The sequence below is a fragment of the Paenibacillus sp. HB172176 genome, assembly GCF_011947265.1.
Classification (GTDB): Bacteria; Bacillota; Bacilli; order Paenibacillales; family Paenibacillaceae; genus Pristimantibacillus.
This window is the reverse complement of record NZ_JAATHD010000002.1, coordinates 573,739-586,750: the sequence shown is the minus strand read 5'-3', so window position 1 is coordinate 586,750 and position 13,012 is coordinate 573,739. Positions and strand designations below refer to the sequence as shown.

Sequence of the window (13,012 nt, the reverse complement as noted above, 5' to 3'; positions counted from 1 at the left end):
TTTTCCATGCCGTTCCCCACTTGTCCGTTTCTTTATCTATTTCTTATTCGACAAATGGTTCATTTTTCCTTGCCTTGGTTTGCTAAGGACTTTAATTCAACTTATATAGCTTTAACACACTCTCCCCCTTACTCAGGAAAGCTGATTGTTTAGTTATCTTTATAATTATCTTTCTTGCGTTCTTACTGCTGCTCGGGGAAAAAGACTATAAATGTGTTGTCAAATGATGGTCTTTATGCTAGTATGAATAAGAACATATGTTTGCTTTTTTTGAGAGGGAGTGTGCTCGTGAAAGTTTCTATGCAATTAATTGTTGAATGGTTTAACGTTGAATATCCCGATGAAGAGGCATGCAGATTGTTTTTCCAGAATCAGAAATGGCCCAACGGGTTTAAATGTACAGCATGCGGACATCAAGAGGCTTACATCATTAACACTCGACTACAGCCTTTGTACGAATGTTTGGGTTGCAGACGTCAAACTTCATTAACTGCGAAAACAATCATGCATAGGAGCAGAACGCCATTAAGAAAATGGCTTCTTGCCATATATCTGGTTTCGAATATATCTGGAAGCATTAATGCCGTGCAATTATCTTCTGTCATTTCCGTAACATACAAAACAGCTTGGTCCATCTTACATAAAATCAGGAAAGTTATTTCTCGATTGGATGACTCATTTCTATTAAAGGGAGAAATCCAAGGAAAACATGAGATTTTTATGAAACAACATTTCCCATCCCTATCACAACTTAAGAAAGAGAAATCCGTTATCATAGCAAAATCAACCGACAGTGAAGGAGATTATTACAAAATCAAAATCATTGACCGAAACAACCTTGCAAGACAGCCATTGTCTGAAAAAGAAGAAAGAGAATTTATGGAACTGCATTCTGAAGAGTCCTTATCTACAATAAAGTTGAATCCTAGATTCCAGAGAAAGTACACCTGTTTACCTACAAGCAAAGGTTTAGTGAGCTCCGTTAATAACAGTCTAAGCAATATTTTCGCAAAACCTGGTTATCTATCCGGCTCAGTTGCCGCAGCATTTCAATGGATGAACGATACCTTTCACGGCATCGGCATGAGATATGCGCAGCACTACTTGGATGAGCACTGCTTCAGACTTAATTATCTCTGGAATGATCATTCTAATGGCTGCGGTTTTGAACGATTATGTAAATCAATGATGAAGGATGCAATCGAGAATAGGGAGAAGGGAATGGATCAGCTTAGCGCAGCTTAACCCTATGCTAACTTCAGGAATACAGTTCATACCTATACCTCGAAGTATTCAGCTTAAAGTAAGGTATTCATCTAACAGATTTCAAAAAATCCGACACGCTTCTCCTTATGTATACTGTTGTGTATTTTATAATGTGCATTTTTAAATGGCTTTTTTGAATCGTTCTTATGATCGATTAAATTTTTTAGTTTTTAATGTCATTTCTTAGTTTTCAATTTCATTTTGTTGATTTTTTGTGAAATGCTTGCTAAGTTTATCTGTTTCCTGAGTAGATGGGATAGTGCTTTAAGATGCGAAAGCTAGGGGCACATAAAGTGAGGGATTAGGGAGACATAGAGTGAAGGAACATGAAGCGAAGGAAGATGGAGCGTAGGAACGTGATGTGTAGGAACGTGAAATGAAAGAAAGTGAAGCGAAGGGGCAAAGAGTGAGGTTACGCAGAGCAGAGAGACATGGGGGAAGCGATTGGTGTAAGAGAAGTTTATTATGGATAGGGATTCGCAGATAGAGCATCAAGAAGAAATGGGTTTGCTCTATCTGCGAGGAATTGATTGGCTAGAAATGCTTGTCATTGTCATTGTTATTGGTTGTTTAAAGCTTCTTGCAGTCGTTTGTTAATGGCGTCGACATCGGCTTGCGGTGCAGCCGCGTCTGACAGCTTATATTTGTTTTTGAGCCTCAGAATGCGGGAAACACTTTCATTGAGTCGCTCTTCAGAAATCTGACCACTGTTTACCGCTTGCTTCAACGATTTCAAAACCTCAAGCTGAAGGCTCGAATCGTGACCTACCAGTATTAAGTCGCTTCCGGCGAGTATAGATGCTACCGCTGCTTCCCCGATATTATTGCCTTTCATTAATCCTCCCATTGTCATATCATCCGTAATAACTACACCGTCATAACTCAACTGTTTTCTGAGCAGATCGGTTATGACAGCCTTGGAAATAGAGGCCGGGTGCTGATCGTCTATTTGAAGCATTAGCAAGTGCGCGACCATTATGGCGTCGACATCTTCTTTAATGGCTTCTTCGAAGGGGAGAAGCTCGAATTGCGATAGCTGCTCCAATGTCTTCTTGACGATTGGAAGATCATGATGAGAGTCGACGGAAGTATCCCCGTGTCCTGGAAAATGTTTGACAACCGCCGCGACGCCGCCGGACGATATGCCTTTCATCATTTCAATGCCTTGATTGATGACTCGATCCGCAGTCGTTCCGAATGATCGATCGCCGATTACCGGGTTATCCGGATTGCTGTTAATATCCAGATCTGGAGCGAAATCCATGTTAAAGCCTAAATCATGCAAGGCGAACCCTATGGCTTGACCAATACCGTTTGTGTAGTTGGCATTCTGTTTGTCGCCAATGCTTCTGGCCGTAGGGATTTTTTTGAATTCAGAGGGCAAGCGATTGACCCTTCCGCCTTCCTCATCCACGCTAAGCCATAGCGGCACGGTGTTGGATTGGTTATTCGTTTGTTTCAATTCGTTCAGAAAATCAACGATTTGCTTCGCATTAACAATATTTTCTTTATACAAGATAAAGCCGCCGATTTTGTTGTTTATGATCATATCCTTGGCGGTGCTGGACAAGGAGGTTCCGTCAACGCCAAAGATGAGCAGTTGACCGACCTTTTCATCAATGGACATGCTGTTAATCTCTTGTTGCACGGGGTCGAATGTTGGCTTGGGCGAAGGTGATGGAGAAGGAGTTGCAGTTACTGTCGGCTCAGACGCATCTCCGTTAGAGGAGCCCGGAGATGCATGGTTTTCTGAATCGGTTGATGTGTTTCCATTATTATTGTTTTGGGAGTTTGAAGTGTCTTGATTGCTGCAGCTCATAAGAATCAGGCTGAGCATCAATGCTGTAATGAATACAATGCTTAGACGATTCGAATGTTTCATGGTGAATCTTCCTCCCTCGGATTGGTTAAATAGATGACGCTGCAAGGAATATGAACCTTAGTGTTACTATTTAGATGAAGTCGTGAATAAGGTTGCGATGGAGCCGCCCTTGGTAATAATTTTAATCGCGCTGCCAAGCATTTCAGAGATGGACAACACGACGAATTTGTCAGAATTTTTGGCGTCAAGCGTAATCGTGTCGGTAATAACAACCTCTTGTATATGCGGATGATCCAGCTTCTCTATGGCGTTCGCCGAGAACAAGCCATGCGTAGCGCAAATATAGGCGTCATGGGCTCCACGTTTATTTAACGCTTCGACAACATTGACGATAGTGCTTCCCGTGTCGATAAGATCTTCAATAATGATTGGCGTCATGCCTTCGACCTCTCCAATAATATGGGTAATTTCGGATTGATTATGTGCCGGACGATTCTTGATCATGATGGCGAACGGGCAATCAAGCAGTCCCGCAAGCTTTTCCGCAATTGTAGCGCGACCGGCATCGGGGGAAACGACCACAGGGTTTTGAATCCCTTTTTTTCTTAAATATTGAATGATGAGGTCCAGAGCGCTCAAATGATCCACGGTAATCTTGAAAAAGCCTTGAATCGGATCTGCATGGAGATCGACTGTGATGATTCGGTCTGCCCCGACCGTGGTAAGCACATCCGCAACCATTTTGGCGGAGATAGGCTCCCGTGGCGCGGATTTTCTTTCTTGTCGAGCGTAGCCGTAGTATGGCATAACGACATTAATGGATCTTGCCGATGCGCGTTTGGCGGCATCCAGCATGACTAAAAGCTCTACCAAATGTTCGTTGACCGGGTGGGATAGCGATTGAACCAGAAAAACATCGCAATTGCGCAAGGTTTCTTCGTAAGAAACATGAATTTCGCCGCTTTGTTGGCTCGATATTGCTATTTTGCCTAAGGGAAGATCCAAGTGCTCGCAAACCTTTTGAGCTAGATCGGGGTTTGAAGATCCGGAAAAAATTTTAATATTGTTCATAATATCCTCCATTCGTGACTTACAGACATTTCAACCGACTGACACTCCATACATCATAGCAAAACGGGAGGACAGTCACAAATTTGATTATGCAGGAAAATGCAAGCAAACAAAATGAATGAAGCGGACAAACAAAAGCTGAGAGAGAGCCGGGGCTCTCTCTCAGCCGGAGTTGGTTTACTTTAAGTTTGGCATTTCCACGTTCGGGTCGATGTCCGCTTCGTAATCAATACCGTCAGTTTCAAAGCCGAACAATTGGAAAAATTCCTTGTTATAGCCTTTAAGATCTGTCAATTCGTATACATTCTCCGTTGTAAGCTCCGCCCAGCGCTTCGCGACTTCCGCTTGAATCTCAGGCTTCATCTCAAGATCATCGATGCGGATCAAGCCTTTATCATCGACGGGAGTTCCGTCCTCGCTGTACAATCTTTCGGAGAAGAGCCTGTACATCTGTTCGATGCAATTCTCGTGAAGGCCACTATCTTTCATTACTTTATACAAAGCGGAGATATACAAAGGCACGACCGGGATGGCTGCGCTGGATTGCGTCACCAAAGCTTTGTTGACGGATACGAAGGCGCGTCCGCCTGTGGCGCCGAGCTGATCAGCCAAACGATGTGCGGTAGCTTCGAGATCATTCTTGGCAGCGCCAATCGTTCCGTCCCGATACACGGCATGAGTAATCTCAGGGCCGATATAGGAGTAGGCGATTGTGGTTGCGCCATCGGTCAGAACGTCGGCTTGTTCCAATTGGTCAATCCACATTTGCCAGTCTTCGCCGCCCATAACGGCAATGGTTTGGCGAAGCTCATCTTCCGACGCTGGCTCGATCGTCGCTTGGGTCACATCGCCGGTATGAAAGTTGACGGTCTTATTGATGTAGGTTTCGCCGAGCGGCTTAATGACGGATGAGAACACTTCTCCGCTCTTCGGATGCGTGCGTCTCGGAGAGGCAACGCTGTACACGATCAGATCGATCTTGCCGAGTTCGGAACGAATTAATTCGATTGTTCTGCTCTTGATATCATCGGAGAACGCGTCGCCGACAATGCTGTATGATTTCAATTCTGCTTCGCTTGCGGCTTTCTCGAACGCAGCCGAGTTGTACCAGCCCGCAGATGCGGTGCGCGCCCCCTCGGCGGGCTTATCGAAGTATACTCCGATCGTATTCGCGCCTGCTCCGAAAGCGGAAACAATTCTGGATGCCAGTCCATATCCGGTAGAAGCGCCAATCACGAGGACATTCTTAGGGCCTTTGACCGGAGGCTTATCCTTAACATAATCAATTTGTTTTTGAACTTGTGCGGCGCAGCCGTCGGGATGCGCGGTTGTGCAGATAAAACCGCGAGTTTTGGGTTGTATAATCATAGTTTGGACTATTCCTTTCTTCAATAAAATTCACTATCCCATTTTACCTATTTTTGCGCATAAAGGAAAGGTCAAATGAAAAAGAGAGCGCAACGGCGCTCTCTCTGTTGGATTTATTCGCTTTATTTGCGGCCTGATAGCTGCTGTTCCGCCATTTGGATCAGACGACGCGTAATGGATCCTCCGATGGAGCCCATATCGCGGGTGGTCATGTTTCCGTAATAGCCGTCTTGCGGAAGTTGGATGCCAAGCTCTTGAGCAACTTCATATTTCATTTGCTCCAGAGCTGCGCGCGCCTGCGGTACAACTAATGTTTTTGTGTTGTTTGCCATCTATTCTCAGCCTCCTTCTTGAAGCTATTATGCATCAGAGAAAGAAGGATTATTCGCTAATCCCACCTGAATTTACCGACGATTTTTGGAATGGATTCATGCTAATATGGGTATAAGGGAGGCGTCTCTATGTTTGTAGATCCAATGCTTATGACCGAGCGGGAGGAAGCGTTTGACGATGAACGCTATTTGTTCGAACCGCTGGTGGACGGCCATCGTCTCCTGCTTGTCATGAAGAATGACATTGTCAGACTGTATACCAGACATGGATACGATATAACGCGCCAATATCCGGAGTTACATAATGTTCCGTTGCGTAATCCTGCTCAGCTTGTTCTTGACGGCGAGGTGGCATTCTTGGACCCGGAAACAGGCAAGGCTGATTTTCAAATTCTCCAAAAGCGATTTCGGCTTAGGAAGTTGCCTGGAATAAGGGAAGCGAAAAAAACATATCCTCTTCGATTTTTCGTTTTTGATCTTATATTTTACAATGATTACGATTTGCGGGCATGGTCTCTAATGGAAAGAAAGTGTTTAGCAATGAAGGTGCTGGAGGAGAATGACTATTTCAAGCATCTGCTTTTTATTGAAGGGGAAGGGCGTCGGATGTTTGATATTGCAATGCAATTAGGCTTGGAGGGAATCGTCTGCAAAGCTAAGGAAAGTCGTTATATTAGCGGACGCAGCGAGGACTGGGTGAAGGTTGCGGCAAAATAAAGCCTCCGCGCTCAACCAAGGGGTTGAGGGGAGGCTGCTGCTACAGTACACGACGCGCCGTTACATATCTGGATTTCCAATAGCTGGTGTTCATGTCCGAGATGGTGACGCCGTGGCTGCTTGAACAATGAATGATTTTGCCGTTGCCCGCATAGATCGCAACATGGCTGATGGATCTTCCGTTCGTATTGAAGAATACAAGATCGCCAACGCTTAAATAGCCTTTGGCTACCTTCTCGCCCATGCTGGCTTGACCGGCCGACGTTCTTGGCAACCACACATGGAAGCCTTTGAAGATATATTGCGTGAAGGAGGAGCAGTCGAAGGTCCTGGTCGAGCCCGGTGCGGATCCGAATAAATAAGGCGTGCCTATGTAATCCTTACTGGAATCAAGCAGCTTGAGCGAAGTCGCTGTAGCCGCATGCACGGTAGATGTGTTCAAAGTGGCGAAAGTCATAGCAGAAAACAAGATTGTGCTGCATGCTCCGATTTTGATGAATTTTTTGAAGAAAGTCCAATTTCTCATGTTGTCTGTCTTTCCCTTCTGCGTGGTTTCTGAAGTCTGGCTATGTAAACCACTATAGCATAGAAAAAACATGCGTAATTTCCCAATATGAGAAAGATGGACCAGTGTTATTCTGCTGTTAAAGCGGTTTCTGAGAAAAACACCATATAAATATTAATTATGTTTAATAATTATGAATTCGGGTATTACCCGCATTCTCTGAGTAATTGACATGAAGGAAAGGCTGACGGAGAGGATTCGCCCCCTGCTCCATCAGCCTTTCGCTGTCAGCTGCAGCTATATTAGTTGTAGGCTGGAAGCCAGTCGCCGTGAGCCTCGATTAAATCATCGCACATCGCTACGATATCATCCATGGACAACTCGGCGGATGTATGAGGATCGAGCATCGCCGCATGATAGATATGATCGCGCTTGCGGGTAATGGCGGCTTCGATTGTCAGAAGCTGCGTGTTAATATTCGTGCGATTGAGCGCCGCAAGCTGAGGAGGCAGGTCGCCGATATAGATCGGCTGCACGCCATTGCGGTCGACCAGACAAGGCACCTCTACGCAAGCTTCTTTTGGCAGATTCGTTATTAGACCTGTATTCATCACATTGCCGCCGATTTTGAAAGGAACATCCGTCTCGATGGCTTCGAGGATATAAGATGCGTATTCATGGCTTCTGCAATGCTCCAAATTACGATCATTGACCAGCGTCTCCCGCATATCCTTCCACTTGGCAATCTGATTGACGCAGCGGCGCGGATATTCATCAAGGGGAATGTTGAAGCGATCGACGAGCTCAGGATAACTCTTCTTAATGAAGTAGGGATGATATTCGGCGTTATGCTCGGAGGATTCCGTAATGTAATAGCCGAATTTCTGCATCAGTTCGAAACGAACCATGTCGCCATGCTTCTCCTTCGACTTCTCGGAAGCGCGTTTCTTGATCTCCGGATAGAGATCCACTCCGTCCTTGCTAATCTCGAGCAGCCACGCCATATGGTTAATGCCCGCGATGTTCCATTTCACGCCGTCGGCATCCATGCCAAGATGCTTGAACAGATCCGGCACGCAGGCTTGAACGCTGTGGCAGAGGCCGATGGTTTTGACGCCGCCGTAAGTGTTCATTACATTTGTGAGAACTGCCATTGGATTCGTGTAATTCAGGAACAAGGCATGGGGACAAACCTCTCTCACATCCTTGGCGATATCAAGCATAACAGGTATTGTTCTCAGGTTGCGGAAGATGCCTCCAATGCCTACAGTATCTGCAATTGTTTGGCGTAAGCCATATTTCTTCGGAATCTCGAAATCGGTAATGGTGCAAGGATCATAGCCGCCGACCTGAATGGCGTTAACGATGTATTTGGCGTTGCGCAATGCTTCTTTGCGATCCGTATAGGCGATAACGGAGCAGATGCTGCCGCTGGTCGCCTTCAGATTGAGCAGCATCTGCTCGGAATCGCGGAGCCGCTCTTGGTCGATATCGAACAAGGCGATTTCGAACCCTTGCAATGAAGGCGTTTGCATAACGTCTCCCAGAATGTTCTTGGCGAAAACTGTGCTTCCTGCACCGATAAATGTAATTTTGGACATTGACGAAATTCCTCCTCGAATAGGTGATAGTCAGCGATTAATCAGCCTCAAATCTCACATCAAGTATACGTCTGCTCTCCGCTCATTCATATGGAAGGATGAAAGGAGAATATGGAGGAATGTAGGATTTCGCGCAGAGATTGTTGTTGCGGCAAAGAAGTATCAGGTTCGAAGCCTGCGAACGGAGCGTCTGATTTGAAGCTCCGCGGGCAGCACGATCTTGTGCCAAGGCAGCTCCGACTCCCGGTCCCCAATGCGCTCTATGAGCATGCTCATGCCCATGTAGCCGAATTGGTAGGCTTGCTGGGCAGCGACGGTAAGGAAGGGCTCTATATCCGAATAAGGACCAAGGTCGTCGAAGCATACGACGGATATGTCCCTCGGAACGCTCAAGTTTCGGCTGCGAAGCAGCTTCAATATTTCAACGGCCAGAATGTTATTGCCTGTCAGTATAGCGGTTGGAACGGGAGAGAGATGGTCGAGCCATGCTTCCATCTCGCTAAGATCGCTTATCGAGCCGAAGCTGGTCTCGTAGACATACGCATCGTCAAACGCCAAACCGCCCAGCTTCAAGCCCTCCTTGTAGCCTTGCAGGCGCAGGCGCGCACTGGAGATCGAGGAGGAGCCGTTAACCATGGCGATTCGTTCATGGCCTTGGGATACGAGATGCTCGATCAGAAGCCTCGCGCCTTCCTTGCTGTCGCCGAGCACAATGTCGCTCTCCATGCCGGGCACCTCGCGGTCCAGCATGACGAATGGAATATTATGCTGTCTCAGAGCTTGCAGATGAGGCAAAGAGGGATCGCCGGCAGGGGCGAGCAACGCGCCGTCGACGCGGCTCATCAGAATGGTCTGAATATATTCGGACTCCTTCTCGAGATTCTCGTCGCTGTTGCCGAACAGCAGGCGATAGCCATGCTTGCGCGCCGCATCCTCGGCGCCGCGGGCAAGCGTCGTATAGAATGGATTTGTAATATCGGTTATGAGGAGGAAGAGCAGTTTCGTTTGTTGAAGCACGAGGTTGCGCGCGTTTTGGTTCGGCACATAGTGCAGTTCTTCCATGACGCGCTTCACCTTTGCTCTTGTTTTGTCGCTGATCTTCCCAGTGTTATTGATAACTCTTGAAACTGTCATGGCGGACACATTCGCTTTCGCCGCCACATCGTAGATGGTTGCCATTTCAATTCCGCTCCTTAGTGTCTTTCCCTCATTCTATCATACTCAAAAGTAAGCGTTGACAGCAACTATTAATCCTGTTACGTTAATGTTATCGATAACCTGAATTTCAATAAATGGAGGTTTATTCATGACAACAAGCACTAACCGTTTCCAGAATGCTTATCCAAAAATCGGTATTCGTCCTACTATTGACGGCAGAAGGAAGGGCGTTAGAGAATCGCTCGAAGTGCAAACGATGAATATGGCGAAGGCCACGGCCGAGCTGCTCTCGAAAGCTTTGCGTTATCCAAGCGGAGAGCCCGTCGATTGCGTAATCGCTGACAGCTGCATTGGCGGCGTGGCGGAGGCAGCGGCTTGCGCGGATAAATTCGTGAAAGAGGGCGTGGGCGTATCCATTACAGTGACGCCTTGCTGGTGTTACGGCACCGAGACGATGGATATGGATCCTTCCATTCCGAAGGCGGTATGGGGCTTTAACGGCACGGAGAGGCCAGGCGCGGTCTATCTGGCTGCAGTGCTGTCCGGTTATGCGCAGAAGGGGCTTCCCGCATTCGGAATTTATGGCGAGCATGTGCAGGACGCGGGAGATACGACGGTTCCCGATGACGTGAAAGACAAGCTGATCGGCTTTGCGAGAGCAGGTCTGGCGGCTGCGATCATGCGCGGCAAATCTTATCTGTCGATGGGGTCGGTATCGATGGGCATCGCGGGATCCATCGTGAACGACGGTTTCTTCCAGGAGTATCTCGGCATGCGCACCGAATATGTAGATATGTCCGAGTTCGTTCGTCGCATGGAGGAAGGCATCTATGACGGCGCGGAATTCGAGAAAGCGCTTGCCTGGGTGAAGGAGAACTGCAAGGAGGGCCCTGACAATAATCCGGAAGCCATCCGGACGAGCCGCGAACGCAAGGATCAGGATTGGGAAACTGTAATCAAGATGACGCAAATCGCCCGCGATCTGATGAACGGCAATCCAAGACTTGCCGAGCTGGGCTTCGAAGAAGAAGCGGCGGGACACAATGCGATCGTCTCCGGCTTTCAGGGTCAACGCCAATGGACGGATCACTTCCCTAACGGCGACTTCATGGAGGCCATTCTGAATTCCTCCTTCGACTGGAACGGCATTCGCGCTCCCTATATCGTTGCGACCGAGAACGACAGCTTGAACGGCGTCGTCATGCTGTTCGGCCATCTGCTTACCAATACGGCTCAGATCTTCGCCGATGTGCGGACCTATTGGAGCGCTGAATCTGTTGAACGCGTTACCGGACATAAGCTTGAGGGAGCGGCGAAGGACGGCATTCTTCATCTAATCAATTCCGGTCCTGCCACGCTCGACGGAACCGGCGAGCAAACAAGGGACGGACAGCCTGTGATGAAGCCGTTCTGGGAGATCTCCGAGGAGGAAGCGCAGAAATGTCTTGATGCGACATCCTGGCGGCCGGCTTCTGTTGAATATTTCCGCGGCGGCGGCTATTCCTCCGACTATTTGACTCGCGGCGGCATGCCGATGACGATGTCCCGCATTAATCTGGTCAAAGGCATTGGACCTGTGCTGCAAATCGCTGAAGGCTATTCCGTTGATTTGCCCGAGAACGTGCACGACACGCTCGACAAACGGACAGATTCCACTTGGCCGACCACTTGGTTCGCTCCTTCATTGACAGGTGAAGGCGTATTCCGCTCCGTCTATGATGTGATGGATAATTGGGGCGCCAATCACGGATCGATTTCGTACGGCCATATCGGAGGAGATTTGATTACGCTTGCGGCTATGCTTCGCATTCCTGTTCATATGCATAATGTGCCGGAGGAAAGAGTGTTCCGTCCGCGTGCTTGGGGCTTGTTCGGGACAGCGGATCCGGAGGGGGCTGACTATCGAGCTTGCCAAAATTTCGGCCCGTTGTATAAGTAAGTACGTTTAATCAACACAATATAAATTTGGAGGTTATTTCATGAGCAGCATCGCTATTCGCGAAGAATTATGCAAATATGCGCGCAAGACGGTTGCGAACAAGCTGGTTGTAGGGCCGGGCGGCAATATCAGCGCGAAGCAAGACGGAAAGATGTATCTCTCTCCCAGCGGCTTCGCGCTTGACGAAGTTGAGCCTGAGCAATGGGTCGAGGTAGATATCGAAACGGGCGATATTACGGATATCGGATTGCGGCCTTCCTCGGAAGTGCTCATGCATCTGTACGCTTATCGCGCGAATCCGGATATGGGGGCTATCGTGCATACGCATCCTCCGTATTGCATCGCGTTCACGCTTGTCGAGCAAGAGCTTCCAATCATGTTCCCTGATCAGGCAGCGCTTGTCGGAAAGACGCTGTACGTACCGTACGTGCTGCCGACAACCGATAAATTGGCGGACGCGTATGTAGAAGTCGTGAACCAGGCCAGTTCCGTTCTGCTCGGCAATCATGGTCTCGTCACTTCGGGCCGCAATCTTCGCGAGGCTTACTATCGTACCGAAGTGGTAGAAGAGAGCGCCAAGATCTTCCTTATTGCCAAAGCGATTCGCGAGCCGAAGGTGCTGACGAAGGAAGAGTTTGAGGAAATCGCTTCGCTGGAGAGCGAGGCCTATCGGATTGAGCTTCTGCAGAAGATGAAATAAGGACGAGTCAGAGAGGAGAGTCGACATCGCCATGCTGAAGGGCATACCGAAGATCATTTCGCCTGAATTGCTGAAAATATTGATGGAGATGGGCCATAGCGACGAAATCGTGCTGGCCGACGGAAATTTCCCGGCCGCAAGCCATGCCCAGCGATTGATTCGCTGTGATGGACATGCGATTCCGGAGCTCCTGGACGCGATTCTCTCCTTATTCCCGCTGGATCAGTACGTCGAGAAGCCGGCAGGACTCATGGCGGTCATGCCCGGCGACAAAACCGAAACGCCGATTTGGGAGCAATATCGCGGCATTATTGAGAAGAAGGCAGACCTCGTCGAGCCGTTCGAGCTAATCGAGCGCTTTGCATTTTACGAGCGGGCGAAGAAGGCCTATGCGATTATCGCCACGGGCGAGAGTGCGTTGTATGCCAATCTGATTTTGAAGAAGGGCGTTGTGGTTGACGCCCAATAAGACCGAAAAAGCTGTCTGCAGAATTGTTCCTTCTGCAGGCAGCTTGTTTTTTTTTCAATTCGAT

Annotated in this window: 12 protein-coding genes; 5 read left to right on the top strand and 7 right to left on the bottom strand. The window is 48.1% G+C overall.

Annotated elements, in window-relative coordinates; genetic code table 11:
* Positions 1–288 precede the first annotated feature (288 nt).
* Positions 289–1,245 (top strand): transposase, encoded by a 957-nt coding sequence (locus HFP08_RS05225; RefSeq protein ID WP_168119424.1) that lies wholly within the window; start codon positions 289–291, stop codon positions 1,243–1,245.
* Positions 1,246–1,825: 580 nt separating this feature from the next.
* On the opposite strand, the gene nagZ is transcribed toward HFP08_RS05225, so the two are convergent.
* From nagZ to HFP08_RS05205, 4 genes are all read right to left on the bottom strand, one after another.
* Positions 1,826–3,148, bottom strand: a complete 1,323-nt coding sequence (gene nagZ / locus HFP08_RS05220) for a beta-N-acetylhexosaminidase (RefSeq protein WP_168119423.1) — start codon at positions 3,146–3,148, stop codon at positions 1,826–1,828.
* Positions 3,149–3,214: 66 nt separating this feature from the next.
* Complete coding sequence (locus tag HFP08_RS05215; protein WP_240941090.1) at positions 3,215–4,171, bottom strand: ribose-phosphate diphosphokinase; 957 nt, start codon at positions 4,169–4,171, stop codon at positions 3,215–3,217.
* A 165-nt stretch (positions 4,172–4,336) separates the two neighbouring features.
* Positions 4,337–5,527 carry an enoyl-ACP reductase FabV gene (gene fabV / locus HFP08_RS05210; RefSeq protein WP_168119421.1) on the bottom strand — a complete coding sequence of 397 codons (1,191 nt, stop codon included), beginning with the start codon at positions 5,525–5,527 and terminating at the stop codon, positions 4,337–4,339.
* Between the two features lie 122 nt (positions 5,528–5,649).
* Positions 5,650–5,859, bottom strand: coding sequence for an alpha/beta-type small acid-soluble spore protein (locus HFP08_RS05205; RefSeq protein WP_168119420.1), 210 nt, complete (start codon positions 5,857–5,859; stop codon positions 5,650–5,652).
* A gap of 150 nt (positions 5,860–6,009) precedes the next feature.
* On the opposite strand from HFP08_RS05205, the gene HFP08_RS05200 reads away from it, so the two are divergent.
* Positions 6,010–6,576 (top strand): ATP-dependent DNA ligase, encoded by a 567-nt coding sequence (locus HFP08_RS05200; RefSeq protein ID WP_168119419.1) that lies wholly within the window; start codon positions 6,010–6,012, stop codon positions 6,574–6,576.
* Positions 6,577–6,616: 40 nt separating this feature from the next.
* Here HFP08_RS05200 and HFP08_RS05195 read toward each other — a convergent pair whose 3' ends face one another.
* From HFP08_RS05195 to HFP08_RS05185, 3 genes are all read right to left on the bottom strand, one after another.
* On the bottom strand, positions 6,617–7,102 hold the full coding sequence (locus HFP08_RS05195) for a C40 family peptidase (protein ID WP_168119418.1): 486 nt from the start codon (positions 7,100–7,102) through the stop codon (positions 6,617–6,619).
* Positions 7,103–7,383: 281 nt separating this feature from the next.
* Positions 7,384–8,682, bottom strand: a complete 1,299-nt coding sequence (melA, locus tag HFP08_RS05190) for an alpha-glucosidase/alpha-galactosidase (protein ID WP_168119417.1) — start codon at positions 8,680–8,682, stop codon at positions 7,384–7,386.
* A gap of 162 nt (positions 8,683–8,844) precedes the next feature.
* On the bottom strand, positions 8,845–9,861 hold the full coding sequence (locus HFP08_RS05185) for a LacI family DNA-binding transcriptional regulator (RefSeq protein ID WP_168119416.1): 1,017 nt from the start codon (positions 9,859–9,861) through the stop codon (positions 8,845–8,847).
* Between the two features lie 127 nt (positions 9,862–9,988).
* Here HFP08_RS05185 and HFP08_RS05180 point away from each other — a divergent pair, with 127 nt between their 5' ends.
* Genes HFP08_RS05180 through fucU form a run of 3 tightly spaced genes read left to right on the top strand, consistent with a single transcriptional unit; the run spans position 9,989 to position 12,948 of the window.
* Positions 9,989–11,779: an L-fucose isomerase gene (locus HFP08_RS05180; protein WP_168119415.1), complete on the top strand. Its 1,791-nt coding sequence runs from the start codon at positions 9,989–9,991 to the stop codon at positions 11,777–11,779.
* Between the two features lie 40 nt (positions 11,780–11,819).
* Positions 11,820–12,479, top strand: coding sequence for a class II aldolase/adducin family protein (locus HFP08_RS05175; RefSeq protein ID WP_168119414.1), 660 nt, complete (start codon positions 11,820–11,822; stop codon positions 12,477–12,479).
* A gap of 31 nt (positions 12,480–12,510) precedes the next feature.
* Positions 12,511–12,948, top strand: a complete 438-nt coding sequence (fucU, locus tag HFP08_RS05170; RefSeq protein WP_168119413.1) for an L-fucose mutarotase — start codon at positions 12,511–12,513, stop codon at positions 12,946–12,948.
* The last annotated feature ends 64 nt before the right edge of the window (positions 12,949–13,012 follow it).